Here is a 25,552-nt window from a genome sequence, read left to right as displayed (position 1 = left end):
TTGATCAAAAGGTTCAAGCTACTAATAGAGGTTAAAAAGCGATTGTACTAAAAATTCTGATTTTGACCTAGACGAAAACACCCTAGCACAAAAAAACTGCACTCACTATGGAATGCAGTCGCCTTTGTGCATCACATAAAAACTAATGACAGCAAAGTACGTACTCATGCTAGTATTTCCTATATCGGATGCAGAGGATTTAGACAAATATGTCATTCTCACCCGGTTGGGCTCCCCTAATGCTAATATATTACAGAATTATATTAGCAATCCTAAAAGTTTAAGTAAAGACGTGCAGATTTATCTTGCTCGAGCTTTGCTTTCTGGATGGATACTTCCTTCAATTAATGCCCTTACATCACTGGTCTTTCCATCATTAAAAAGATCCACGATTTTACTTCCAACAATAACCCCATCGCAATAGGAACTTAATTCGCGTGCTTGCTCTACAGCGGAAACCCCAAATCCTGCTAATACTGGAACAGAGCTATGCTTCTTTAATGTTTCCAGATAAGTATGAACATCATTACTGTGAGCTTTTCGTGCACCGGTTGTTCCTAAAACGGAAACAGCATAAAGAAAACCTTCCGATCGATTGGCAATCTCTGCTAACCGATGTTCTGGACTCGTCATTGCTGCGAGACGAATAAATGCAATGTCGCTTTCGGTTAACTTATCAGCTACCATTCCTTCTTCCTCCATTGGTAGATCAGGAATAATGACACCATCTACACCAGATTTGTCACAATCTATAGCGAATTGCTCTACACCATAACTGTAAATGGGGTTCATATAGGTCATGAGAATAATGGGAACAGAGCGTTTTTCCTTAAATGAATATAGGATTTCAAGCACTGCTTTTAATGATGTTCCATTTTCTAACGCACGCTTCCCGGCATCCTGAATGGTTGGTCCATCCGCTACAGGATCAGTGAAAGGGATTCCTAATTCAATGGCAGATGCTCCGCTTTCTGCTAAAAAGGAAATTCGTTCTTCTAATATACCAAGTCCACCATCCCCAGCCATGATATAGGGGACAAATAAATTCTGATTATCTGTTAGTTTCTGTTGCAAAGTATGCTCTAATTTGGCTTTCCCCATCTTATTCTGCCTCCAATCTTGCTTTTACTTGTTCGACGTCTTTGTCACCACGTCCAGATAAACATATAACAAGGCTCTCATCACTGCGCATGTCTTTTACTAGTTTCATGGCATAAGCAACAGCATGTGCACTTTCTAATGCAGGGATAATCCCTTCTGTTTTAGAAAGGAATTGGAAGGCCTCCAGTGCTTCCTTATCCGTGATAGAGGTATAAGTAACACGCTTCGTATCATGTAAATGACTATGTTCAGGTCCAACCCCAGGATAGTCCAGACCGGCTGATATGGAAAAGGCCTCTTCAATCTGTCCATGCTCATCTTGCAGAAGACGAGATAATGTTCCGTGTAAGATTCCTAGATTCCCCTTAGTCAGTGTTGCCGCATGTTGGTCTGTATCAATTCCTGCACCGGCTGCTTCTACCCCATATAATTTTACATCCTGATCATCAATAAATGGATAAAACATACCAATGGAATTACTTCCGCCACCAACGCAGGCAACCACTGCATCTGGTAATAGCCCCGTTTGATCTAAAATTTGCTTTTTGGTTTCCATTCCGATAACAGATTGAAGATCACGAACGATTTTGGGGAATGGATGAGGTCCTACAGCAGACCCTAGGATATAATGCGTATCGTTAACATGGCTAACCCAGTAGCGAAGTGCTTCGTTGGTTGCGTCCTTTAATGTTCCGCTTCCTTGCGAGACTCCGCGAACTTCTGCACCTAATAGCTCCATACGGAAGACGTTGAGTTTTTGCCGACGAATGTCTTCTTTACCCATAAACACAATACAGTCGAGGCCAAGCAGAGCGCACACTGTAGCTGTCGCCACCCCATGCTGGCCTGCGCCTGTTTCAGCAACAACTTTTTTCTTTCCCATTCTAACCGTTAATAGTGCTTGACCTATGGTGTTATTAATTTTGTGTGCACCAGTATGATTTAAATCTTCCCGTTTTAGGTAGACTTTTGCTCCTCCAAGCTGTTTCGTTAATTGCTCTGCATAATACAGAGGAGTTTCTCTTCCTACATATTGTTTCAAATAATAATCAAGCTCCTCTACAAAAGCTGGGTCATTCATAGCTTCTGTGTAAGCATCTTCTAAATTGATTAAGGCTGGCATTAATAATTCTGGTACAAACTGTCCTCCAAATTTTCCGTATCGTCCTGTTTGATCAGGCATGGTGTATGTTGCCATTGAACTCATCCTTTCCTGTTGCTTTTGCTTGTTTAATAAATTGAGTTATTTTATTAAGATCTTTCTTCCTATTCGTTTCGACGCCACTGGAGACATCTACTCCAGCGGGTTTAGCTTGTCGGATTGCTGTTTGAACGTTTTCTGCTGACAGTCCGCCAGCAAGTATAACTTTGCTTGAATCGAGTGGGAGGTGATTCAGCAGATCCCAATCAAAAGTTTTTCCGTTTCCGCCTCGGTATTTCCCTTTAGGACTATCTAATAAATAATAATCACATGGGTAGGTTTGAATTTCTGAAAGGCAATTAGCGTCTACAGCAAATGCTTTGATTACTTTATAAGGAAGCTTTTCAGCAATGGCCGGGGATTCATCTCCATGCAGCTGAATAACATCCAGACCAACCTGTTCAGCGATATCTATCATTTTTTCAACCGACTCATTGACGAAAACGCCAACCTTTTGAACAGAATTGGGAATGTTTTTCACAATCCTAGCTGCTTGAGTAGGTTCCATTTTACGCTTGCTGTCTGCAAATACAAATCCAATAAAATCAGCCCCACTGGAGATCGCAACTTCTGCAGCTTCTTTTGTTTGTATCCCACAAATTTTCACTAGCATAGATTATTTCGCTCCTTTTGTAGGAAGGGGCACTTTTAAATCATGAAACGTTTCTTCTAAATTTGCTGAACGCATCAGTGTCTCGCCAACTAAAATTGCTTTTGCACCAGCATTTCTAGCACGAATGACATCTTCCTGCGTTTTCATTCCGCTTTCACTAATTAAGATCGTATCTGGATTTGTAACCATGGACGCTAGTTTTTCCGTTGTCGCTATATCTACTTCAAATGTTTTTAAGTTACGATTATTAATACCAATAATTTCTGGGCGAAGCTTTAATGCGCGTTTCATTTCTTCTTCGTTATGAACTTCAATAAGCACTTCTAAATCTAAATCTCTAGCATAGTGATATAGATTCTCTAAATCCGTATCATTTAGTGCCGCAACAATCAGTAAGATAATGTTGGCACCTGCAGCTTTGGCTCGGTCTATTTGTATTGGGTCAATGATAAAGTCCTTGCATAAGATTGGCAGATTCACTGCTTTTCGCACTTCTCTTAAATCATCCATAGTTCCGTTAAAAAAAGCTGGATCGGTTAATACAGAAATAGCACTGGCTCCAAATGTTTCATATTGTCTTGCTTGCTCGATAGGATTTACGTTTATATCAATCTCTCCCTTAGAAGGAGAGGAGCGTTTAATTTCAGAAATGATAGAAAGAGAATCTGTTGACGAAACAATTTCTTTAAAGGAAGGAACTGATTCTGTCTTCATTGAATCAAACGTTTGATTGAAATATTTTTGTATTTCAATTTCTTTTTCTGCTAATATCTTTTCTAATATGGTCATTTAGTACACCTCACTTGGAATTCTCTGACTATAGGAAATGAGTTGCTGCAGTCTCTCTAATGCTGCACCAGACTCAATGCTTTCACGGGCGAGTTCAATACCTTCTTGTATCGTTTCTGCTTTTCCATTGGTAAAAATACCAAGACCTGCATTTAAAAGAACGGTATCATAGTAAGCTCCTTTTTTTCCATTCAATACACCTAATAAAATTTCTGCATTGTCTTTTGCAGTGCCACCAAGTATTTCCTCTTTGGTATAGACTGGTAAACCAACACTCTCAGGCGTTAGTGTGAGATTGGTTAATTTACCGTCATCTAAGATAATTAGATGATTTTCACCAGCTAAAGTGGCTTCATCTACGTTACCGGCACCGTTAATTACAATTGCTCGCCTTCTGCCTAGTTTTTTTAGAGACTCTGCTAACATTGGCATGACTTCACGACTGTAAACACCGAGCAATTGTGTATCTAACTCAATAGGATTAGTCAATGGACCAATAAGATTAAATACCGTCCGGATACCCAAATGCTTTCTAACTTTTGTAAAAGGCTTTAATGCCGCGTGAACATTTGGGGCGAATAAAAAGGCAATTTTATTTTCATGAAGTAATTCCTCAACATGATCTTTGGTGAAAGATAAGGAAATTCCTAGATTCTCTAGGACATCAGCACTACCAGATTTGCTTGTGATACTGCGGTTTCCATGTTTAGCAACGGTAATACCAGCACCAGCGAGTACAAAGGCAGAAGTGGTACTTATATTAAAACTGTAGGATTTATCTCCACCTGTACCACAGTTATCGATGGCATCTTGAATAGGTGTTGTACTAAAAGTTGACCTTGAGCGAATTACTTCCACTATTCCTGCGATTTCATCAGCTGTTTCTCCTTTTCCTTGGAGTGCCGTTAATAATGCAGCTATCTCTGAATCTGTAGCGTTTTCTGAAAGGCAATATTCAGTTGCAGCCATCATTTCTTCTATCGTTAAATCCTCGCGATCAATGATTTTTTCAAGATAATGTTTCAATTTTCAATCTCCTCCTTCATTTGGGTAGAAAAGTTATGAATTATTTGCTTACCTGTTACGGTTCCAATTGATTCAGGATGAAATTGTACTCCATAAACAGGGTATTGTTTATGTTTAATAGCCATGATTTCATCATCCTTGATGGAGTTGGCTGTAACCTCTAATTGTTCTGGGACATCCTCTACAACAATGGAGTGATAGCGCATGACTTCTAATGGGTTTGGTAGATATTGAAAGACACCCTGGCCGTTATGGGTTATAAGTGATGTTTTGCCATGTTTGATTTCTTTAGCATGCCTAAGTGTCCCGCCGAGCGCTTCAGCAATTGCCTGGTGTCCTAAGCAAATTCCAAAGATAGGAATCTTTTTGTAAAAATGCTGAATAACTTCGATACATATTCCGGCGTGTTCCGGTAAGCCTGGTCCAGGGGAAATAACAATGGCATCAGGATTTAATAATTCTATTGCCTTAATTGTGATGACATCATTTCTCACAACCTTGACATCGATACCTTCCTCTGAAAAGTATTGATAAAGGTTATACGTGAAAGAGTCATAGTTATCAATTAACAAGATCATACTTACTCACCTCCATTAAGGACTTAGCTTTGTTAAGCGTCTCTTGGTACTCTAGTTCTGGGTCGGAGTCAAAAACGATTCCCGCACCAGCCTGCAAATATGCTTTCTTGTTTTTAATAACAAGAGACCGAATGGCAAGGGCGATGTTGATGTCATGGTTATAATTAATAAAACCAATTCCACCGGCATAAGCTCCGCGTTTTTTTTCTTCCAGTTCATTAATAATTTGCATAGCACGTATTTTGGGAGCTCCGGATACTGTACCAGCAGGCAAGCAGGATACCAATGCATCCATACTGGTATGTTTTTTCTTTAACGTCCCTTTTACTTCAGAGACGATATGCATGACATGCTGATATTTTTCAACTTCCATATAGGTTGGAATTGTGACAGAACCAATTTCACAGACGCGCCCAAGGTCATTTCGACTCAAATCTATTAACATGCGATGTTCTGCAATTTCCTTTTCGTCTTGCAATAGTTCGTTCATTAGCATTTCATCTTCTTCCGGTGTCTTACCACGTGCTCTTGTACCAGCAATTGGATTGGTTATGACCACGTCTCCTTGTGTTTGTACAAGGCTCTCTGGTGAGGCCCCTAACAATAAATAATCCTCAAAGTTTATATAAAACATATAAGGTGAAGGATTTGCTTCCCTCAACTTTTGGTAAAAATGAAATGGGTCTCCTTCCATATCTGCTGCCATTCTTTGGGATAAAACGACCTGGAATATATCCCCTTGCTGAATATATTCTTTAGCAGTACGAACTTTTTCCATAAAAGCCTCTTTGGTTATTTGGGACTCAAAGCTGATTGTATTCTGATTTCCTATTGTTTCTTCTCGCTTGCAGAGGGCATTGCTTAAATGATGGAGACGTTCGTCTAATTCCTTTTCTGATTGTTGTTTCGTGTTGATGGCAATAAGATAGATAACTTGATGACTGTGATCAAAAACGATGATATTGTTGTACATCATAAAATGGATATCAGGCATGTTTACTTCATCGGGCAGTTTTTCCCCAATGTTTTCATGTTCTCGAATCGCATCATAACCGACATACCCAACGGCGCCGCCATAAAAGGGAAGGGGTATATTCAAATCAAGTTTAGAAAAATTCTCCTGGATATAGGTTAAAGCATTTTTATGAAAGTACTCTTTTTCTTCGGTTTCGGAATTTATTTTGGTAGTCTCATTGGAATGACCAATAACCTCTTCATATGGATCCGATCCAATAAAAGAATACTTTCCCTTTTTCTCATGCTGGAAGGTGCTTTCTAATAAAAATTTCTTGCCTCCAGGTAAATTTCTGTAAATATCTATTGGTGTTAAGGTGTTTGCATTTTGTTTTAATAACTTATAAGGGAGTGCTGACATATAAACCAATCCTTTCTAATTAAAAAAGTCCTCAAGTAAACACAATATTGTGTCTACTTGAGGACGATTGTATGCGCGGTGCCACCTCACTTGAAAAGAGAAATAACTCTTTTCATCTCATTCAGATACGGGAAAGTCATTATAAAAACTATCCGATATCCTATCCGTGTAACGTCGGAAAAACGTGTTTCCCTACTCTTTTCAGGAGACCTCTCATAAGTCCATTCGGCAAAGTTAGCGTGCTGGAATTCCACCATCACCAGCTCTCTAAAGACGCTTAGTACTTGCTTACTACTCTTACTCAACGATTTAGGATTATACAATTTTTACATACAAAAAGATCCCACATCCGTAAAGGACGAGGGACCGCGGTACCACCTTTATTAGCTATAAAACAGCTCAGCTTTAGCAATGTCAAGCAAGTGCTTAACATTTGTCTCGGGTAACGATGAGACGAAATCGCCAAAGCCTACTGCAAGATGTTTGGTTCGGTTTGGAAGCTCAGAAGCCCATTCATCTATTAGGGTCACACTGGTTCACACCAACCACCAGCTCTCTTTAGTGTCTTCATAGACTACTTTTCTTCGTCAACGCTTATGAAATTTAATTATTGATATTTATATTAGAATAGTTAGAATAGATTGTCAAGGGTGTTTTGATATTTTTCTTAAAATTAAAACTAAGAAATCACTTACGTTTAAATCAAAGAAATCGGAATAATCCCTACATAATATATTATACTGTCCATATCTAGCATAAATGAACAGGATTTATATATTAAGCCATGCTAAATTTAAGAAGAAGGGAGGGGTTAGATGGAAGGGCTTCAACGAATGGTTGACAGTATTCAGTATATAGAAAGTCATTTGAATAAAACTTTAACTATTAACGAGATAGCATCTATAGCACATATGTCTAAGTTTCATTATCAACGAATGTTCCATATGCTAACAGGTTTTACCGTGAGTGAATATATTCGCAATCGCCGATTAACACTGGCTGCCAATGACCTAGTTCATTCCGATTCCAAGGTCATTGAAATAGCGCTAAACTATGGCTATGAGAGTCCTGAGGCATTTGCTAAGGCTTTTCGAAAAATTCATGGTATTAGTCCGTCAAGTGCTCGGAAAGAAAGTCAATCTCTAAAAGCTTTTCCAAAACTCTCTTTTCAAATTCAGATAAAGGGAGATGTAGAAATGGATTATCGTATTACGGAGAAGGAAGCATTCGAGGTGATTGGCAAAGGAATACGTACCACAACAATTGACGGAGAAAATTACAAAAATATTGCCTCATTCTGGGAGGAGTCGAATAGCAATGGATTTTCAGATCGTTTAGCAAAAGTTTGTGGATCTCTGGGATTAATTGGAGTTTGTATGGACTTTGATAAAAAACAGGAACATTTAACTTATTTTATAGGAGCAGAAAAGCAGATAAAGGACCTTCCTAAAGAATGGGAGGAAAAACGGATTCCTGCTTCAACCTGGGCCGTTTTTCCGGTGCAAGGATCTATGCCAGATGCCATGCCAAAGGTTTGGGAACGAATCTTCTCTGAATGGTTTCCATCTACTAATTATGAGCATGCAGGTGGCCCGGAATTAGAAGTTTATTTAAGTGATGAGAATCCTGCAAATGAAGATTATTATAGTGAAATTTGGATTCCGGTTAGGAAAAAATAAATATTACAAAAAGGGTACTTTGAGTAAACTCGAGGTACCCTTTTCGTTTAATTAGATGATCAAACGTTTGTTTAAGATGGTTTCACACAAATAATAGGGTTTAAAAGTGGATGCATAAGGGGAATATCTAAGGCGAAACTACAGTTAATATGATGTTTAGAAAGGGAAGAAGTATGGAAGTAAATCCGTTATTAGAAGTAGAAAAATTAGCATTAAAAAAACAAAAATTCTATCAAACGAATGTATTGCATTACATATTAAGAGCTGCTTTAGCAAGTATGTTTATTGGTTTTGGAGTCATTGTCGCATTTAAAACGGGTGGTTATTTTTATAACTTAGGCTCTCCTTTTTCTTACCCTATGGCCGCGATTACTTTTGGTGCTGCTATCATTTTAATTGCGTTTGGTGGGGGAGACTTATTTACAGGAAATACGTTTTATTATACCTTTGCTGCTTTACGTAAAAAGATGAAATGGATAGATGTAGCAAAATTATTAACACTTAGCTACTTTGGAAATATTTTAGGAGCTGTGGCTTTTGCTTTTCTAATTTTAACGACGCAATTATTTGTTGATGCTTCCGTAAATCGCTTTTTGTTAGATGTGGCAGTTAATAAGGTTGAAATATCAACAACTCAGCTTTTCTTTAGAGGAATTCTTTGTAACTGGCTTGTGTGCCTTGCGTTTTTTATTCCGATGACGCTAAAGGGAGATGGCGCCAAGATATTTATTATGATGTTGTTTGTGTTTTGTTTTTTTATTTCTGGTTATGAACACAGTATTGCCAATATGTGTACATTCGCCATTGCTCTAGTGCTGGACCATCCGGAGAGCTTTACATTAGCTGGTATTCTTCACAATCTGATTCCTGTTACAATTGGAAATTTAATTGGGGGTGGGGTGTTTATGGCTTGGATGTATTACTATGTAAACAAACCGTTCTTTGATGAGAAGGAGATCATGGAATGAACTTATCCTCAGTATTTATCCACAAACTTGTGGATAGTGTGAGTAACCGTTTTAATCATGAAAATACCAACTAACTTTTATTAACAAAAATATGTGAATAACTGTTGATAAACCTGTGGATGGTGTGGATAACTTTATAACAAACGTTTGATTTATGTAAACGAAAAAGCTATAACTAGGATTTTTTCTAATAGATTGTTGAATTAAGATGACTTTAGCTTATATTTTGTATAGACTGTGGATTACTTTAATTAAGAATACTGCTATATACCCGCTACGGAAAGCGACTGCCCGGAGCGGAAATCAACAATGCACCTTATTTCATATTTATTCTTAATAAATAAATCAACAATTTCCAACAAAATTATTAAAAGCAACAAACTTTACGAATAGAGCCTATAACTAAAGAAAAATAGCCTAGGGGAGCCCAGGCTATTGTTAATTTATCCTTTATACGTGCTGAATTTTTCATCCACTGAGATACGGTCTTTTTTCAGTGGTTCTTCACTAAAGTAACCAAGATGGATGAATCCAACAATCTTTTCATTTTCCCCGACATTTAATATATCCTTAACTTTTTGGTCATAAATGTGTGGATTTGTTTTCCAGACAACACCAAGTCCTTTTTCCCATGCTAATAGCCAGAAGTTTTGAATCATTGCAGCAGTTGCGCCGAAGTTTTCATCCCATTGTTTAGGAATATCCGGTTCATCCATAACCACAACCAAAATCGCGTTTGGTTCATTAAGATAATTCTCGCGATTTTGCTGCCTTTCTTCAGGATAGGTCGCTGCTACTTTCTTGGCAAAGTCAGGTAGCTTATCAGCCCCCACAAAAATGAATCTCCATGGTTGGCGCAGTCCGTGAGTTGGTGCCCATATTGCGCTATCTAATAAATCACGTACCGTTTCTTCTTTTACTTCCTGATTCGTATAACCTTTTTTAACTGCGCGCCGCGAACGAATCATATCGGCTAAATAATTTGTCTGCCCCATTTTCTTTCCCCCTAAGATGAATGATCGCTATTTTCAATTAATTCTAATCAATTACTGTATTTATTGCAAGTTTATAGTGTTATCCCCAACTAGACAAAGTATTGTTGAAAAATCTACATTATTCAGTGATTATAATCACAACCTTTTATAGGGTGTAGTGGTGTAAAATGATAGTAGATAGGGGGCACACTTGATGACATTTTATGGATTTCTTGTATTCATTCATGTATTTTCTGCCATTATTGGTATGGGACCTGGACTTATAATGACTTTTGTGGTTACTCAGTCCAAACCAAGTAATATGACAGAATTAAGACATGCATTTAAGATACGAAACTCTTTACATATTTTAACCATGGTCGGAGGAACGCTGCTACTTATTACGGGAATATGGATGGGCTATCTAAATCCCTATTGGTTCACACAAGGATGGTATATTACTAGCCTCATATTATTCTTGATTGCATTAGCATTTGGTCCATTTTTGTTAAAGCCAAAGTCTGTGCCAATTAAGAAACTACTTAAAGAATATGAAGGAGAAGAAATACCTAAGGAGTATTATCAATTGTCTAAACGACTATTCAATGTGGAACATGTGGAAAATTTAATATTTGTTGTAATTATTGCTCTCATGATTCTTAAACCATTCTAAATAGAAAAAATCCTGTTCGTGTGAACAGGATTTTTATTAGTCAATCAAATATTCCTCAAGTGTCATTTCTTGCTCCATCATTTCCTTAGCAGCTTTTTTGCCGACATAACGAAGATGCCATGGTTCATACTGGTATTGGGTAATTTCTTCTTTTCCTTTAGGATAGCGGATAATAAATCCGTAATCTGCTGCATGTTCTTGAACCCATTTACCTTCTTCGGTATCACCAAATTCTTCAATTAATTTGAATCCTACATCCGGACTTGAAATATCCATAGTTAAACCAGTTTGGTGTTCGCTTTCTCCTGGACGAGCACTAAAGTTATTTGCTTCCTTTTCTCCATGTACATCCACATTAGCAGCAAAGATAACTTCCTGTCTCTCATAAGAACGATAGCCAGATTGAGCGTAAAGTTCTAAGCCTTCTTCATCTGCTGCTGCAAACATTTCTTCTAAAGCATCAGCTGCAATTTCACGCATTTGCTTTTTAGGTAATTCTTCCGTAAATGGAAAACGAACGTTAGGAATAACTAAATCCTCAGGTATATAATCATTGGGAAGTGCGTATTCCTTATTAACAATAGATAGTTGATCATAAGGATTAGCTATAATCTGTGCTCCTGAATCAGTAGACACCGTTTCTTCTAGGAAAGGAAGACCTTTACCTGCTTCGATCGTTTCGTTTTTTTCTATATATTGATTGATAACCTTTTCTGTTTCTTTATTGTATATGCCGATATCCATTAAGTCTTCATGCTGCAATTGGAAATCGGTAATCGCCCAAGTTGTCAACTCACTAAAAATTCCGTTCGTATCTATATCATAACCAATTTGATTTAATGCTTCTTGTAACTGTGTTACAGATTTTCCTTGGTCCTTCTTTTGAAGTAGAGTCCTTGGTGCAGTGATTGAGTCTCCTTTTTCTTTGTCTACATCTGTTTCATGGGAGTTTCCAATCTCTTCATCAATGGCTTCATTTTTCTGATCAGTTTCTTTGTTTTTGCCATTATTACCCAAGTCATCAAATGAGCATGCTGAAATCAGAAATAGGATGGCTATGAAAAACATTACTTGCATTACTTTCTTATTGAACATTATTATATCCCCTTAAATTTCATATCCTATTTATTTTCTCACATGGAACTATTAAGGAGCAATAGGAGAATGGGCTTGTTCTAAATTTCGACTATTTTCAAAAGTTTCATAAGGCAAACGTCTTAACTGCAGACTAAATATTCACAAACTATAAATATAAAACATGGTAACATTAGTATACAAAGGGGGAGGAAAATGACAGATTTATTAACTCAATCAATCCACAGCAAAATGAAAGATATTGATTTTTCAGGAGTGGCCCATGTAAAGATGGGGGATGAGGTATTACTCGAAACGTCGCGAGGGTTTTCAAATCGGGCAGAAGAAATAAAAAATACGATGGATACTAGGTTTGGTATAGCTTCGGGTTGTAAAATATTCACCGCAGTAGGAATTGCTAAGTTAGTAGATGAAGGAAAGTTATCATTTGAAGATAAATTAATAGACTGCTTGGATACACCATTTCCAAATTTTGATGAAGGTATTACAATTCATCATTTATTAACACATAGTTCGGGTATCCCCGATTACTTTGATGAGGATGTAATGGATGATTTTGAAGAGCTTTGGCAGGAAAGACCGATGTATACAATGACAAAGTTAGAAGATTTCTTGCCAATGTTTATAAATAGGGAAATGATGTTTTCCCCAGGAGATAGGTTTCATTACAATAATGCAGGTTATATCTTGCTTGGGTTAGTTATTGAAAAAATGACAGGTACTGTATTTACCGAGTACATAGAGAAAGAGCTGTTTCCATATTTAGAAATGACAGAATCGGGGTATTTTTCAATGGACCAATTGCCTAAAAATACGGCACTGGGTTATATAGAAACAGAAGACGGATGGAAAACCAATATTTATTCATTGCCTATTAAGGGTGGCCCTGATGGAGGAGCATATATAACGACACGAGATATGATAACTTTTTGGGAAGCGTTGTTTACCAATAAAATATTATCAGAGGATACCACAAAATCGCTGCTAACTCCTCATATACGCGAAGATGAGGATACTTATTACGGTTACGGAATTTGGATAGATAAACAGGATGGAGAAATCTTTAAATATCATGTAATGGGCTATGATCCTGGAGTAAGTTTTCATTCAGCATTCTATCCAAATAATGGGTTAAAGCTAGTTATTCCTTCCAATAAAAGCGAAGGTGCTTATTCCATATTGGAAAAAATAGAAGAGCATCTCTTTAAAGGATTACAAGCATGAACAATTGAACACTGGACAAAATCATTTCATATCTTTAGTAAGAAGGGGGATATGAAAATGGAGAATCCAATAAATGTACGTGGTCGACAAAATAACTACTCGTTGATCACGTTTTTGCTTTTTTGCTGTGCTTTGTTTGTTGTGTCTAGTGTTTATGTTGCTACTCCTTTAATGGAGACATTTTCCACTGCCTTTCAAGTTACCCCGAATATGGCGGCGTGGACATCAAGTATTTTTTCGATATGCTATGGAATTGGATTTTTGCTTTTCGGTCCTTTATCAGATATGTATGGCCGGAAAGAAATGATTGTCTTTGGATTAATTATTTTATCAGTAATAACCGTACTTATCGGCTTTACCAATCATTTTTATATCCTGCTAATTTTACGAGGATTACAGGGATTTTTTGCTGCAACATTTGCTCCATCTGCACTTTCCTATGTTTTTGAAGTCTTTCCTAAAAATAAAGTTGCCACTACTATCGGGTTTATCAGTTTTGGATTTGTCACATCTGGAATTTTTGGGCAAGTAGCTGGTGATGCTATCAATCAAACGTTTGATTGGAATGTTGTTTTCCTTTTTTTTGGATGTCTTTATGGGATGAGTATGCTGGCAGTTTGGTGGATATTGCCTAAGAAGAAATTGCAAGAAAAAACCAATGTGAGGGAATATCTTTTAAAGGTAAAATTCATAGTTACTAATAAAAATCTGATGCTGTGCTACCTAATAACTGTCATGCTGTTATTAACATTTATTGGAATGTACACAGTTCTTGGTGGATTCCTAGGAAATGCACCATTTCATCTATCAGAAAAGCAAATTCTTGGTATAAGGGCGATGGGAATTATAGGAATGGTATTTTCCCCTATTACTGGGATATGGATTAGACGTTATGGTGTGCTGCGAATACTAAAAATTGGGTTGTCTGTAAGTGTGATAGGTTTGATTGTTCTGGGTTTTACAACTAATCTTGCTTTGCTCATTACCATGAGCATCATTTATGTTGCAGGAATTTCGATTACTTTCCCGTCTATTATGATGCTAGTTGGAAACCTTGGTGGAAAATATCGTGCCATTGCATCCTCTTTCTATACCTTCATTCTCTTTATAGGAGCAACATTAGGTCCGATTATTTCTCTAAATATCATGAAGTGGGGTAATTTTATGTTAACAATGGAAGTGTTGGCCTTATTATTAGCAATTGGATTAACAGGCTCCTTTTTTATAAAAATAAAAGATAAAAGTAGTGCTAATAATGTATAGACTGTTGATTACTTTAATTCAGAGTACTGCTTAACACCCGCTACGGAAATACACTCCGCTTTCCGCGGGGAGCTGGTGAGCCTCCTCCGTGCTGAAAAGCAGTGTGCGCCTGCGTCTACTAGTATCGCTTCGAAGTGGGCTTTCTCGGCGCAAGGGAACAGTGATGTTTATTCAAGTAGTTCCCTCACTACGTAGTCTCACCGATGCTCTTCTTCCCGCAGGACAAGGAACGCTTCGGCAGCGAAACATCGCACGCAGAAAAAAGTGGTCTTCTTTTTTCAAGGAGTCTCCGTGTATTTCCTTCGCTAAGTTCTTGCTCTACTTGATTTTAACATGGAAATTTCTCTTTTTATGGGAAGACTCCCCCAAACGTGACATTATGGACTATAGTTTTAAAAAATCAAAAGCTTGTAACTTAGCGGAGGCAGAATACGGAGACTCCTGCGGGAAAAGCACGTGTCCGAAGACCCCGCAGCGAGGGAACTACTTGATTAAGCTTCTTTGGCCCTTGCGCCGAGGAAGCCTGCTTCGGAGCGATACTAGTAGACGCAGGCGCAGTTACGTTTTTCCGCGAGGAGGCTGAGGCCGTGCCCGCGGAAAGCGAAGTATTCTGCCGGAGCGAATCCTAGCACAAAACTTTCATAAGTGTAAGCGAGAGCAAACTGTTCTAAATTGAATAAATCAGGAGTTTCTATCCACTATGCACTATGTTAGAGGACGATAACGCTCTATTCATTTAGGTTACGCTGGCCAATATCAACTATGACGTCTAAAAAGTAACAAAGTATATGAAAAGAGACTAAAACAAATAAAACGCATGGATAGATGGTTCTATCCATGCGTTTTAGATGCTATTGTTTTGTTATTTGCTTTTATATTTCTCCATTGTATTAGAACAATTTATTAGAAAGAAATTAATGCTGTTCTTCAAACAACTTGCAGATTTCTACAATTACTTGTGATGCTTTTTCCATGTTATCTACAGAAACATATTCGAATTTGCCGTGAAAGTTTTCTCCGCCAGTGAAGATGTTGGGTGTTGGCAGTCCCATATAGGAAAGCTGCGAACCGTCTGTACCCCCGCGGACTGGTTCGATAATTGGATTGATATCCAGTTTTTCCATTGCATTTTTTGCTAACTCGACAATTTCTTTTACGGGTTCAATACGATCACGCATATTGTAATATTGATCTTTTAATTCAAGTTCCACACTATCCTTGCTGTATTTCTCTTGAATTTCCTTTGCAAATTGTTCTACTTTAGCTTTCCGTTTAGCAAATTTCCCCTTGTCATGGTCACGTATGATGTAGTAAACCTGTGTTTTTTCTACATCTCCTTCAACAGAAATTAAGTGATAAAATCCTTCATATCCTTCTGTGTATTCAGGTGCCTCTTTTTCTGGAAACTTACTGATGAATTCAACTGCAAGTTTTCCTGAGTTTACCATTTTATTCTTTGCTGTTCCTGGGTGAACGTTATTTCCGTTAAATGTTACCTTTGCTGCGGCAGCATTAAAACTTTCATATTGTAATTCTCCTAAAGGTCCACCATCAACGGTATAGGCAAATTTTGCATCAAAGCGGTCTACATCAAATTTATGTGGCCCACGTCCAATTTCCTCATCTGGTGTAAATGCCACACGAATGCGCCCATGTTTGATTTCTGGGTGCTGAATCAAGTAATTCATTGCCGTCATGATTTCTGCAACCCCGGCCTTATTATCTGCGCCTAAAAGGGTTGTTCCGTCTGTTGTAATTAACGTATGGCCTTTATAGCTTGCAAGTTCTGGGAATTCCTTTGCGGATAAGACAACATTTAATGATTCATTTAATGTTATATCATTTCCGTCAAAGCTTTCGATGATTTGTGGATTTACATTTTTTCCAGTAAAGTCTGTTGCTGTATCTACATGTGCTAGAAACCCTATTGTAGGCATATCTTTCTCTGTATTAGCAGGGAGGGTAGCCATTAAATAGCCATTCGCATCAATTTCTACCTCTTTCATGCCGATTTCTTTCAATTCTTCTGCAAGTAGTTTAGCAAGTTCTAATTGACCTGGTGTGGATGGAGTTTGATCTGTATTTTCATCAGATTGTGTATCAACTTTTACATAGGTAGTAAACCGTTTGATTAGTTCATCCTTCATAATTCTTTCCTCCTGATTGAACGCATGATTTATTGATTTAACCGTATTTTACCATATCATAGAATGGTTATCGAAATGATTAGAGGATATGGAAATGTTTTTGTCGAATTATTAGGAAGATAGGAGAGAGATTGATGATTAGAAACGCAGTAATATCTGATGCAGAACAATTAATGAGGTTAACTCAACAAGTAGAACGAGAAAGTCCTTTTATGATGTATGAAGCGAACGAAAGACAAATTTCTGCAGACAAACAAAAGCGGATGATAGAAGATTTAACAAGTGTAGAGAACTCCACTATTTTTGTAGCAGAGGTCGATCATGGTTTGGTTGGCTACCTATTGGCAATAGGAGGAAGCAGTAATAAAACAAAACACAGTGCTTATATCGTTGTTGGGATTTTACAGGAATTCCAAGGGAAGGGAATTGGTACAGCGTTGTTTAACGAATTAGACCGGTGGGCGAAGGGAAAATTGCACAGGTTAGAACTAACAGTTATAACGGAAAACAGTGCTGGAATAAACTTATATCAGAAAGCTGGATTTAAGAAGGAAGGTACGAAAAAGCATTCCATTTATATGGATGGCAAATATGTAGATGAATATTACATGAGTAAACTATTGGAGGGATAAACATGTCATATATTATGTCTGTGAATGAACTTAGAGAAAAATTAGATAAGGATTCTCAAAATACTGTGATAGTTGACGTGAGATTTGTGCTAACAGATCCGGATGCAGGAAGAAAAATGTATTTAAAGAATCATCTGCCTAGTGCTGTTTATCTTGATTTAAACAGAGATCTATCCGGAAAAGTAGCGAAGCATGGTGGCAGCCATCCATTGCCGGACATAGCTATGTTTGCTGCAAAAACTGGAAATATTGGGATTGACCATGAGACAACGGTAGTTATTTACGACCAAGAAAATGATATGTTTGCTTCCAGGCTTTGGTGGTTGCTTCATTATATGGGACACGACAATGTATTTGTTCTGGAAGGAGGTTATAACAAATGGGTAGAAAAAGGATTTGAAGTAACAGACAAGATACCTCCTCTTGTGAAGAAGGAGTTCAAGCCAAAAATTCGAGAGGAACAGACCGTAACGATGGAACAAGTTAAGCAGAAAATGGACGATAGTGCGGCTATTCTAATAGATTCGCGTGCTAGAGATAGGTATTTAGGAATCAAAGAACCATTGTATAGTAAAGCTGGACATATACCAGGTGCGAAAAACTTCTTTTGGCAGGATGTATTTAATGAAGACGGTACTTGGAAAACAATAAATCAGCTGCAAGAGCATTTTTCTTCATTGGAAAAAGATGAAGAAATAATCGTCTCCTGTGGTTCTGGCGTTTCCGCATGTCCAAATATTTTGGCTCTTAAATCTCTAGGTTATAAAAATATTAAACTATATCCAGGAAGTTTTAGTGACTGGATTTCGTACGATGAAAATGATATAGAATTGGATGAATACTAGGCGTGCTTTTTGTAGCTCACACGGAATCAGAGTAATATATAAGTAGAGGGTAGATATACTGCCTGATACTTTTTGGTGTGGGGAAAAGGAGATAACAACATGTCCTATAATCAGCTGAAGTGGTTTATTTTGCTCATTCCTACAATTACTGTGGGAGCCTGGGAATACATTCGTCATGAATACTTATTACCGTATATTTCTATGGATTTAGGAAATTGGTTAACCCCAGTAATTGTGTTGTTTGTTACATTTACTCTATTAACTCGCTTTTTTTCTAAATTAGAACAAATGCAAGAAGAGCTAAGAATCGAGCGTGCCAAAAAGGCTGTTTTAGAGGAGAGAGAGAAGATTGCTGAGGAACTGCATGATGGTTTAGCTCAATCATTGTTTTTATTATCTATTAAAGTTCGTCAGCTTGATAAGATAGAAGTGTCAGAGGAAAATGAAGAATTATTTGGGAGATTAAGAGAGAACATTCATGATATTCATGATTATGTAAGACTAGGAATAAACAATTTGAAAACCCCGATTGAAGATCCGGATGTTTCATGGAAGGATAGATTGCAGCAATTGATCCATGAATTTGAAACTGATTCAGGGATGGAAATTGAACGTGTAATAGAGGTTGAAGAAAGTTTACTTAAGACAAAAGAGCAAAGTGAACTTTTAGCATGTCTCCATGAGTCTTTTGTCAACATACAAAAGCACGCAGAAGCATCTGTTGTAAACATTCAGATAAAAATAAGTCCCGATAAAAAATACTTGATGATTAAAGACAATGGGAGGGGCTTTACAGAAGCTGATTTAAATAAGTCTGGTAGTTTCGGGTTGAAAATGATGGTACAACGATGCCAACGAATAAATTGGAACATGGACTTTAAGCGGGAGAACGGTGAAACAATTGTCACTTTATCCCGAAGATGATAATAACACTAGTACCGATTGTTATGTATCGGAGGGATGAAAAGTGGGAGAAAAAATTAGAATAGTAATTGTTGATGATCATCCGATGGCTCGTGAAGGTATGAAGGATATACTAAGTTCTGAACCATCTTTTGAGGTGGTTGCAGAAGCGGTAACTGGTGAAGAGGCTATTGAAAAGACTGCCGAGTTCATGCCTGACCTCCTATTAATGGACATACGTCTACCCGATATCACTGGTTTGGAAGCGACAAGAAAAATAAAAGAACGGTATCCCTATGTGAAAATTGTAATGGTTACAGTATCAGATGATATCATCGATTTATTCGAAGCTATCAAAAATGGGGCACAAGGTTATTTGCTGAAAAACGTTAATCATGATTCATGGATATCTTACTTGAAGAGTGTGGTTAGTGACCATGCGCCAATCTCTAAAGAATTAGCGAAACAAATGTTACAGGAGTTTTCTGGCCATCAAGAAATAAATGATTCAGAAAGTGATGCATTATCCTATAGAGAAAGAGAAATCTTGACATGGGTAGCTAAAGGGTATACGAATCGGGAAATTTCGATTCGTTTAGAAATTTCAGAGTACACCGTAAAAAATCATTTGAAAAACTTATTTCAAAAGCTTCATATGAATAATCGAGTACAATTAGCAAAGTATGCTTATGAAAAAGGTTACCTAAAGGATAAAATGGATTAGCAAAAAACATCCTGATCAACGAAAAAGAATCAGGATGTTTTTTGCATGTCCAGAAAAATTTGCTGATAGGTTTTGTAAAGTCCTAGTTTATTGAAATCAGAGATAAGTCCTTTATTAACCACTGTTCCTTCATATAAGAATATAACTTCATCGGCAATTTCCTCTGCAACATTTAAGTCATGTGTTGAAAGGATAACGGTTTGTCCGTTTGTTCGTGCCTCTTTCATCATCTGACTAAATGAATGTACCCAATAGGGATCCAAACCATTTGTCGGTTCATCTAAGATTAGCAAGGGAGGCTTAGCCAACATGGCCTGAGCTAACAACATTCTTTGTTTCATTCCTTTTGAAAATGTTCCCATTGTTTTGTGCATGCTGTCTATTAGTCCAACCTTTTCTAATACTTCCTCCACTCGTTCTTTCTTCACTTTTTTTAATTTGGCGTAAAAGGTTAGTGTTTCCCCAGCGGTTAAGTTTTTTTGAAATTGGAAGTCGTCAGGCATATATCCAATCTGGTTAAAGAATAGACGATGATTTTTATTTAACTCCATTCCATCTACTATGATTTTTCCCTTTGTTGGTTTATTAATGCCGGCAATTAACCTGATTAGAGTACTTTTCCCAGCACCATTACCCCCGCTAAGCGCAAGAATATGCCCGTATTTTAATTGGAAGCTTGTAGGTCTAATAAGCTTTTTTCTATGAATCGTTTTTTCTACTTGTATTAGCTCAAGCATCATCTTATCCATTTCTGCTCATCCTTTCCCAGACAACAGCCCCAATGGTAATGGTGACCCCAATCCAAATGAATATTAGAATTGCGAAGATACTTAATCCGAAAGAACTCTCTACCCAGGTCACCCAATGATTGTATTCCGGCCCGAAAACCGATCCAGCTCCCATGTGCATCATGGAAAAAATCCGAACAAATTCTGCAGGATTAAGGAAAGTACTTATTTCTAATATTGGTTTTATCCAGGGATAGGGTAAAAAGCTAAGGATGCTAATAAGCAATAAGGGCCAAAGAATAATCGTAAAGAACCAAACACCAATACCAACCATCAAGGACTGCCAGCGATTTTTTGAAAATGCACCAATACTAATGGATATTCCTAAATAGATCATTGCAAGGATAGTGGAAAACCCCCAAAAAAAGACCAGTGTATGAATGGATAAACTATTTCCAAATAATGTCGTGAGTAACCCAGCAAACCCAAAGCTAAAGGAAAGTATCGCTAGAAGAATAACAGCTAAACCAAGCCACTTCCCCACTAGAAAGTGATAAGGTGATAAATTATACGTAGTAAGAAGATTCCAATGACCATCCTCCTTCTCATTAACGGTAGAAATCCCACCGAGTAACAAAGTAATTAATGGCAATAGGTAGAGTGTTATATTCATCATAGCTCCAGTAATATCGGTGTATTCTCCCGTACTTGGTACACCTGACTGCAGTAATAATACCGCTAATATGAAGATAGTTAGCAAGATTAAAAACGAATATGTCCAGGAATTACGCATACCTAATTTTATTTCTCTGAATGCTATCGTAAAAATACGCATATGTTTTCATCCTTACTATTATTCTTCATTATGGTCATGGTTCATCATTTCCTTGTTTTTCTCCATCATTTCTTTGTTTCTTTCCCAATGGTGGGTATCGAGATTATCTGCTGCAATCAATACTCCTTTTCCTTCCGTTTCAATAAAGGTTTTTGCATCGGATTCTTCCTTAAAGGAAATAATGTTATAAGCCATCGGTGTCATTATATCTTTATCGTAAACGAAAAAGGAATTTTGGATTTCAATCCATTCTTCTGTGTGAAAATCACGGACAAACTCTGCTCCGACACTTCCGTCTTGATTATCTAATTTCCATTTATAAAGACAGCCCAAGTCATCAAACATTAATGATCGACCATCCTCAAGTACAATTTGTGTGGCGTGCTGATTATTTGGTACCATCATATTACACACTTCACACGTATCTACGTCTTCATTTACCTCGCTCGCTTCATAATTGTCTTCCCCGCATGCGGCTAGAAGTAATGTTAATATAATAATGATTCCCATATTTTTAACAGATTTTTTCATCGTTTTCTTACCCCCGTATAGAATATTCCTGTACTAATGATTACTAATGATAAGCTAACCATCCATACGAAATTTGATTTTTCCGTTTGAACGTGATCGGAAACTACTGGGTTATCCATTAATGGCGATTCATCGATGAACCAGTTTTCTGAAGGTGTTTGTAACAATAGCTTTAGAAATTCCATGCCTGGTGTTTGGAAAAATAGTTGAAAAACCGGAAAATCTTCTGTCAGACTTAGAAAATATGGATCAACGATATACCTTGTATTGCTTTTCCCATCTCCGTTTGTATCTAGTCCAACATGGTTTCCCCAATAGTTGGAATGTGTATCATTATTTGCGCTTTGGTCAGCCTGTCCCTGTACAACGTTTGCCATGATAGAATTATGATATATTTGGTTATTGCTCGCTTCCTTTACTTGTATACCAATATAGTTTCTTATCATCTCATTCTTCTTTATTTCGTTTTCACTGGATTGTTCCATATAAATACCAATTTTGTTTTCAGTCATTTCGTTATTAATAATGAGTGCTTCCGTAACATCAAAAAGTAAGATCCCTTGTGCTCGTGCGCTTTTTTGGTTGTTTTTCAAAATATTTCCATCTGCAGTCGTTTTCTTCGTACCCATAATCATCATCCCGCTTGCATTATCGGTCGAAATATTTCCCTGTAAGTTTGTCTGTTCTGTAAACATGAGATGATAACCATATCGTGAATGAGTTATTTCATTGGACGCTACTACATTGTCTTTGCTGCTCTCGATATAAATACCATCTTTTACATGGGAGATTGTTGTTGACTGGATATTATTCCCATGAGATCCCCATAAATCGATACCGTTGCCTCGTTGCCCAAGAGATAAGTTTTTATCTCCAGTAATGGTTATATTTTCGAGTGTGTTATCATGAGCTTCCAGTAATTTAATACCTATGCCTTGCGTTTCAATGGAAATATCTCCGAGGTAATTGTTATCTCCCACTATGGAAACTGTTGCATCCGATTGTTTTTTTTCGTCCCTAATAGAAAGATTGGTAATGGATACGTTATTTGAAGAAATGGTAATGATCGAACTTTTTCCATCAGAAGTAATCAAGACCTCATCTTCTCCGATAATATTTATTGGTTTTGTTATAACAGCACCACCTATGTACTCTCCTGGTGGTAAAATTAATGTTTCCCCTGATTCTGTTTGATCAATTAGGGCCTGAAGCGGTATAACAGTTTCCTCTGCTAGTACATATTGATAACTTAATAATAGGGTTAATGCGATAAAAATGGAGAGTAGATATTTAATATAAAATCACCTCCAACTATTAGAATTATTAAAAGGTAAATTCATCGTAGCATGAGGAAAAAGGAGGAGCATGACCCTTAAGAGCTATAAATTTGACGTATTTATTAATAAATTATGAAATAAATGTGTATATGCGGTGGGGACTGTGAGGAAAGTTAGAAGGTAATTATTAGATGCGAAAAAATCCAAACCTGTCATTCTACGAAAGTTTGGATTTTACTTCGACTATAATACTAGTCCAGAAATTATTTATAGTTTAAATATCTCTAATTCTTTCGTGAGCTGCTCCGCAAGTTCTGCTAAGACATCTGCATTTCCCGCTACTTCTTCCATTGAACTAGCAGTCTGTTGCGCGGAAGCAGCTGCTTGTTCCACACCTGCAGCAGACTCTTCAGAAACAGAAGCGATTTCTTCAATAACACTATTCATATTATTGCTGTTTGCTGCAATATCTTTTAAGTTAGTCGATATAGCTGCAATTTTTGTAGCCATATCTGTTACTGCGATATTAATACTTTCAAAGTTTTTCCCTGTGCTCTCCATTTGTTCGGTTCCTTCATTCACTTCTGTATAGCCGGTACTTAAAGTACCAACAACTTGAGCAGTTTCAAATTGGATATTCGTCACGATACTTTTGATTTCTTCAACAGAAGCTGAAACTTGATCAGAAAGTTTTCTAACTTCATCAGCAACTACCGCAAAACCTTTGCCATGTTCACCTGCTCTTGCAGCTTCGATTGCTGCGTTTAGTGACAATAGATTCGTTTGATCCGCGATACCTTTGATGACAAGAACTAGATTAGAGATTTCTCCAGATTGTTTATCTAGCTTTTTCACTTTATCTACAGATTCAGAGACAATCGAATCAATCCGTTTCATTTGATTCACGGAATTCTTCATAAGAATGGTTCCTTCATTGGTTAAAGCTAGAACATTCTCTGAGTTAATCGCAATTTCTTTTCCACTCTGCTCAGACAGATTAACCCTCTGTACGAACTGATTCATATTATCTGCCAGATTACCAGCTCCGTTTGCCTGAGTTTCTGCACCTTTAGAGATTTCCTCCATTGTTTGTGCAATCTGCATATTTCCTTCTTTTACCTCTTTAGAGGATAATGTTAATCCTTCACTGCTGTCGGACACATTTTTAGCTGCTACTGAAACTTTGTTTAAAATACTATTCATATTTTCCTTCATTAGGTCTACTGCAGCAGATAGTCTACCGATTTCATCTTTTCCTTGATAGTTAATTGCTTTGACTTTTAAATTTCCATTAGCTACTTCATTTGTAACCTGAACGAGATTATTTAGACTCAAACGGATTCTTCGGCTTACAACTGCCATTAGAATAGTTCCGATTATAACAACAGATAAATTTGCAATAACCAGAATAAGTGTACTATTATTCATGTTTTGTGTAACGGAATGAACGATATCCTGTTGTTCTTTTTTAATGCTCTCTATTAATTGATTTACATGGTCACTATTTTCATTACGCAGGGTGGTAGAAGTGTTTCTTAAGGAAGTCGCGTAAGCAATTCGTCCTTCTTCCATTGCAGGAACCATTTTATCGAAAAAGGTTTGATTGATGTTTTCATCATTTTTTTGAATTATTTCTATCGATTCTTTTTGTGCTTGTGTAGTTAGTGTTGGTTTTAATTGTTCCATTAAGCTATTAAGTTCTTCTGTATATGTATGGTACTGATCAATGTAAATGGAAGATTCCGTTAGTAAATAATCTGCAATCTGAACGTCCTTTAGTTGTATTAATGATATTAATTCAGTCATTTCATTAACCCATACATTTTGTTCCTCTATGGATGCTACATTATCTTCTGTCTTGGTTAACTGAGAATAAACGACAAAACTAGCTATTAAAAATAGCAAAGCAGTAACAGCAAAAGCGGACAGATACTTAACGCTAATATTTAAATTTTTCCATTTTAATTTGTTGCTTTTTCTTTGTTTACTTATTTGGTTATTCTTTTTCATATGGATCCCCCAATGTTATATAAAAGCGTACTGTTTCTATATCGGCAAAACTAATTTGATTTTTAAGGCTTTTTGAATAATTATTGGCTCTTTTCTAAAAGATTGTTGCTTTAACAAGATTTTATTTTGCATTTTGTAGACTATGTATATATTTAATTCAGAATAATATTGTTCTCGCTCACACTGACTACTATATTGTGCAGTCATTCGCTCCGGCACAATACTTCGCTTTCCGCGGGCACGGCCTCAGCCTCCTCGAGGAAAAACATACCTGCGCCTACTAGTATCGCTCCGAAGTAAGCTTCCTCGGCGAAAGGGCCAAAGGAGCTTATTCAAGTAGTTCCCTCGCTGCGGGGTCTTC

General features: G+C 37.2%; 24 protein-coding genes and 2 other annotated features. Of the genes, 9 read left to right on the top strand and 15 right to left on the bottom strand.

Annotated elements, in window-relative coordinates:
- Positions 1-300: 300 nt before the first annotated feature.
- The 7 genes from trpA to trpE are packed head-to-tail and all read right to left on the bottom strand — an operon-like array spanning position 301 to position 6,683.
- Complete coding sequence (trpA, locus tag D8M06_RS10570) at positions 301-1,101, bottom strand: tryptophan synthase subunit alpha (protein ID WP_121204374.1); 801 nt, start codon at positions 1,099-1,101, stop codon at positions 301-303.
- 1 nt (position 1,102) lies between these two features.
- Positions 1,103-2,299 carry a tryptophan synthase subunit beta gene (gene trpB / locus D8M06_RS10565; protein ID WP_121204373.1) on the bottom strand — a complete coding sequence of 399 codons (1,197 nt, stop codon included), beginning with the start codon at positions 2,297-2,299 and terminating at the stop codon, positions 1,103-1,105.
- Positions 2,277-2,915 carry a phosphoribosylanthranilate isomerase gene (locus D8M06_RS10560; RefSeq protein ID WP_121204372.1) on the bottom strand — a complete coding sequence of 213 codons (639 nt, stop codon included), beginning with the start codon at positions 2,913-2,915 and terminating at the stop codon, positions 2,277-2,279. The genes trpB and D8M06_RS10560 overlap by 23 nt, the downstream gene beginning before the upstream one ends.
- Before the next feature lie 3 nt (positions 2,916-2,918).
- Positions 2,919-3,704, bottom strand: coding sequence for an indole-3-glycerol phosphate synthase TrpC (gene trpC / locus D8M06_RS10555; protein ID WP_121204371.1), 786 nt, complete (start codon positions 3,702-3,704; stop codon positions 2,919-2,921).
- Positions 3,705-4,730 (bottom strand): anthranilate phosphoribosyltransferase, encoded by a 1,026-nt coding sequence (gene trpD, locus D8M06_RS10550; RefSeq protein ID WP_121204370.1) that lies wholly within the window; start codon positions 4,728-4,730, stop codon positions 3,705-3,707. It abuts the gene before it with no gap.
- Positions 4,727-5,308 carry an anthranilate synthase component II gene (locus D8M06_RS10545; RefSeq protein WP_121204369.1) on the bottom strand — a complete coding sequence of 194 codons (582 nt, stop codon included), beginning with the start codon at positions 5,306-5,308 and terminating at the stop codon, positions 4,727-4,729. The genes trpD and D8M06_RS10545 overlap by 4 nt, the downstream gene beginning before the upstream one ends.
- Positions 5,292-6,683 (bottom strand): anthranilate synthase component I, encoded by a 1,392-nt coding sequence (gene trpE, locus D8M06_RS10540; RefSeq protein ID WP_121204368.1) that lies wholly within the window; start codon positions 6,681-6,683, stop codon positions 5,292-5,294. The genes D8M06_RS10545 and trpE overlap by 17 nt, the downstream gene beginning before the upstream one ends.
- A 56-nt stretch (positions 6,684-6,739) precedes the next feature.
- Positions 6,740-6,997, bottom strand: a binding site (T-box leader).
- A gap of 37 nt (positions 6,998-7,034) precedes the next feature.
- Positions 7,035-7,283 (bottom strand) — a binding site (T-box leader).
- Positions 7,284-7,498: 215 nt separating this feature from the next.
- Here trpE and D8M06_RS10535 point away from each other — a divergent pair.
- Both D8M06_RS10535 and D8M06_RS10530 read left to right on the top strand, forming a co-directional pair.
- The gene (locus D8M06_RS10535) at positions 7,499-8,362 is read left to right on the top strand and encodes an AraC family transcriptional regulator (RefSeq protein ID WP_121204367.1); all 864 of its coding nucleotides are present in this window, start codon (positions 7,499-7,501) and stop codon (positions 8,360-8,362) included.
- A gap of 173 nt (positions 8,363-8,535) precedes the next feature.
- The gene (locus tag D8M06_RS10530; protein ID WP_121204456.1) at positions 8,536-9,330 is read left to right on the top strand and encodes a formate/nitrite transporter family protein; all 795 of its coding nucleotides are present in this window, start codon (positions 8,536-8,538) and stop codon (positions 9,328-9,330) included.
- A gap of 443 nt (positions 9,331-9,773) precedes the next feature.
- On the opposite strand, the gene D8M06_RS10525 is transcribed toward D8M06_RS10530, so the two are convergent.
- Positions 9,774-10,325 (bottom strand): nitroreductase family protein, encoded by a 552-nt coding sequence (locus D8M06_RS10525; RefSeq protein WP_121204366.1) that lies wholly within the window; start codon positions 10,323-10,325, stop codon positions 9,774-9,776.
- 193 nt (positions 10,326-10,518) lie between these two features.
- Between D8M06_RS10525 and D8M06_RS10520 the strand changes: the two genes are divergently transcribed.
- Positions 10,519-10,977, top strand: a complete 459-nt coding sequence (locus D8M06_RS10520) for a DUF2269 domain-containing protein (RefSeq protein WP_121204365.1) — start codon at positions 10,519-10,521, stop codon at positions 10,975-10,977.
- Positions 10,978-11,013: 36 nt separating this feature from the next.
- Here the strand turns inward: D8M06_RS10520 and D8M06_RS10515 are convergent, their stop codons facing one another.
- Positions 11,014-12,072, bottom strand: coding sequence for a D-alanyl-D-alanine carboxypeptidase family protein (locus D8M06_RS10515; protein ID WP_121204364.1), 1,059 nt, complete (start codon positions 12,070-12,072; stop codon positions 11,014-11,016).
- Positions 12,073-12,267: 195 nt separating this feature from the next.
- On the opposite strand from D8M06_RS10515, the gene D8M06_RS10510 reads away from it, so the two are divergent.
- Entirely contained in the window at positions 12,268-13,296 is a 1,029-nt protein-coding gene (locus D8M06_RS10510) for a serine hydrolase domain-containing protein (protein ID WP_121204363.1), read from the top strand.
- Between the two features lie 57 nt (positions 13,297-13,353).
- A complete protein-coding gene (locus D8M06_RS10505; RefSeq protein ID WP_121204362.1) occupies positions 13,354-14,559 on the top strand; it encodes an MFS transporter in 1,206 nt (401 codons plus the stop codon).
- Positions 14,560-15,473: 914 nt separating this feature from the next.
- Here the strand turns inward: D8M06_RS10505 and pepT are convergent.
- Entirely contained in the window at positions 15,474-16,706 is a 1,233-nt protein-coding gene (pepT, locus tag D8M06_RS10500; RefSeq protein ID WP_121204361.1) for a peptidase T, read from the bottom strand.
- Between the two features lie 134 nt (positions 16,707-16,840).
- Here pepT and D8M06_RS10495 point away from each other — a divergent pair, with 134 nt between their 5' ends.
- The 4 genes from D8M06_RS10495 to D8M06_RS10480 all read left to right on the top strand — a co-directional run bounded on the left by D8M06_RS10495 (position 16,841) and on the right by D8M06_RS10480 (position 19,810).
- Positions 16,841-17,338, top strand: a complete 498-nt coding sequence (locus tag D8M06_RS10495; RefSeq protein WP_338322971.1) for a GNAT family N-acetyltransferase — start codon at positions 16,841-16,843, stop codon at positions 17,336-17,338.
- 2 nt (positions 17,339-17,340) lie between these two features.
- Positions 17,341-18,183 carry a sulfurtransferase gene (locus D8M06_RS10490; protein ID WP_121204359.1) on the top strand — a complete coding sequence of 281 codons (843 nt, stop codon included), beginning with the start codon at positions 17,341-17,343 and terminating at the stop codon, positions 18,181-18,183.
- A 99-nt stretch (positions 18,184-18,282) separates the two neighbouring features.
- Entirely contained in the window at positions 18,283-19,107 is an 825-nt protein-coding gene (locus D8M06_RS10485; RefSeq protein ID WP_121204358.1) for a sensor histidine kinase, read from the top strand.
- Positions 19,108-19,150: 43 nt separating this feature from the next.
- On the top strand, positions 19,151-19,810 hold the full coding sequence (locus tag D8M06_RS10480) for a response regulator (RefSeq protein WP_121204357.1): 660 nt from the start codon (positions 19,151-19,153) through the stop codon (positions 19,808-19,810).
- Between the two features lie 29 nt (positions 19,811-19,839).
- On the opposite strand, the gene ccmA is transcribed toward D8M06_RS10480, so the two are convergent.
- From ccmA to D8M06_RS10455, 5 genes are all read right to left on the bottom strand, one after another.
- A complete protein-coding gene (gene ccmA / locus D8M06_RS10475) occupies positions 19,840-20,559 on the bottom strand; it encodes a heme ABC exporter ATP-binding protein CcmA (RefSeq protein ID WP_121204356.1) in 720 nt (239 codons plus the stop codon).
- Positions 20,552-21,373, bottom strand: coding sequence for an ABC transporter permease (locus tag D8M06_RS10470; RefSeq protein WP_121204355.1), 822 nt, complete (start codon positions 21,371-21,373; stop codon positions 20,552-20,554). The genes ccmA and D8M06_RS10470 overlap by 8 nt, the downstream gene beginning before the upstream one ends.
- Positions 21,374-21,391: 18 nt before the next feature.
- A complete protein-coding gene (locus tag D8M06_RS10465; protein ID WP_121204354.1) occupies positions 21,392-21,904 on the bottom strand; it encodes a nitrous oxide reductase accessory protein NosL in 513 nt (170 codons plus the stop codon).
- Positions 21,901-22,998, bottom strand: coding sequence for a right-handed parallel beta-helix repeat-containing protein (locus tag D8M06_RS10460; protein ID WP_158591780.1), 1,098 nt, complete (start codon positions 22,996-22,998; stop codon positions 21,901-21,903). The genes D8M06_RS10465 and D8M06_RS10460 overlap by 4 nt, the downstream gene beginning before the upstream one ends.
- 450 nt (positions 22,999-23,448) lie before the next feature.
- Positions 23,449-25,191: a methyl-accepting chemotaxis protein gene (locus D8M06_RS10455; RefSeq protein WP_121204352.1), complete on the bottom strand. Its 1,743-nt coding sequence runs from the start codon at positions 25,189-25,191 to the stop codon at positions 23,449-23,451.
- Positions 25,192-25,552: the final 361 nt, after the last annotated feature.

Source organism: Oceanobacillus halophilus (assembly GCF_003628505.1).
Classification (GTDB): domain Bacteria; phylum Bacillota; class Bacilli; order Bacillales; family Amphibacillaceae; genus Oceanobacillus; species Oceanobacillus halophilus.
This window is presented reverse-complemented; position numbering and strand designations above follow the sequence as displayed.

What these genes read in the sequence shown, in the direction of transcription:
- trpA (WP_121204374.1), bottom strand. Translation starts at nt 1,101, where the DNA reads ATGGGGAAAGCCAAATTAGAGCATACTTTGCAACAGAAACTAACAGAT.
- trpB (WP_121204373.1), bottom strand. Translation starts at nt 2,299, where the DNA reads ATGGCAACATACACCATGCCTGATCAAACAGGACGATACGGAAAATTT.
- D8M06_RS10560 (WP_121204372.1), bottom strand. Translation starts at nt 2,915, where the DNA reads ATGCTAGTGAAAATTTGTGGGATACAAACAAAAGAAGCTGCAGAAGTT.
- trpC (WP_121204371.1), bottom strand. Translation starts at nt 3,704, where the DNA reads ATGACCATATTAGAAAAGATATTAGCAGAAAAAGAAATTGAAATACAA.
- D8M06_RS10545 (WP_121204369.1), bottom strand. Translation starts at nt 5,308, where the DNA reads ATGATCTTGTTAATTGATAACTATGACTCTTTCACGTATAACCTTTAT.
- trpE (WP_121204368.1), bottom strand. Translation starts at nt 6,683, where the DNA reads ATGTCAGCACTCCCTTATAAGTTATTAAAACAAAATGCAAACACCTTA.
- D8M06_RS10535 (WP_121204367.1), top strand. Translation starts at nt 7,499, where the DNA reads ATGGAAGGGCTTCAACGAATGGTTGACAGTATTCAGTATATAGAAAGT.
- D8M06_RS10530 (WP_121204456.1), top strand. Translation starts at nt 8,536, where the DNA reads ATGGAAGTAAATCCGTTATTAGAAGTAGAAAAATTAGCATTAAAAAAA.
- D8M06_RS10525 (WP_121204366.1), bottom strand. Translation starts at nt 10,325, where the DNA reads ATGGGGCAGACAAATTATTTAGCCGATATGATTCGTTCGCGGCGCGCA.
- D8M06_RS10520 (WP_121204365.1), top strand. Translation starts at nt 10,519, where the DNA reads ATGACATTTTATGGATTTCTTGTATTCATTCATGTATTTTCTGCCATT.
- D8M06_RS10515 (WP_121204364.1), bottom strand. Translation starts at nt 12,072, where the DNA reads ATGTTCAATAAGAAAGTAATGCAAGTAATGTTTTTCATAGCCATCCTA.
- D8M06_RS10510 (WP_121204363.1), top strand. Translation starts at nt 12,268, where the DNA reads ATGACAGATTTATTAACTCAATCAATCCACAGCAAAATGAAAGATATT.
- D8M06_RS10505 (WP_121204362.1), top strand. Translation starts at nt 13,354, where the DNA reads ATGGAGAATCCAATAAATGTACGTGGTCGACAAAATAACTACTCGTTG.
- pepT (WP_121204361.1), bottom strand. Translation starts at nt 16,706, where the DNA reads ATGAAGGATGAACTAATCAAACGGTTTACTACCTATGTAAAAGTTGAT.
- D8M06_RS10495 (WP_338322971.1), top strand. Translation starts at nt 16,841, where the DNA reads ATGATTAGAAACGCAGTAATATCTGATGCAGAACAATTAATGAGGTTA.
- D8M06_RS10490 (WP_121204359.1), top strand. Translation starts at nt 17,341, where the DNA reads ATGTCATATATTATGTCTGTGAATGAACTTAGAGAAAAATTAGATAAG.
- D8M06_RS10485 (WP_121204358.1), top strand. Translation starts at nt 18,283, where the DNA reads ATGTCCTATAATCAGCTGAAGTGGTTTATTTTGCTCATTCCTACAATT.
- ccmA (WP_121204356.1), bottom strand. Translation starts at nt 20,559, where the DNA reads ATGGATAAGATGATGCTTGAGCTAATACAAGTAGAAAAAACGATTCAT.
- D8M06_RS10470 (WP_121204355.1), bottom strand. Translation starts at nt 21,373, where the DNA reads ATGCGTATTTTTACGATAGCATTCAGAGAAATAAAATTAGGTATGCGT.
- D8M06_RS10465 (WP_121204354.1), bottom strand. Translation starts at nt 21,904, where the DNA reads ATGAAAAAATCTGTTAAAAATATGGGAATCATTATTATATTAACATTA.
- D8M06_RS10455 (WP_121204352.1), bottom strand. Translation starts at nt 25,191, where the DNA reads ATGAAAAAGAATAACCAAATAAGTAAACAAAGAAAAAGCAACAAATTA.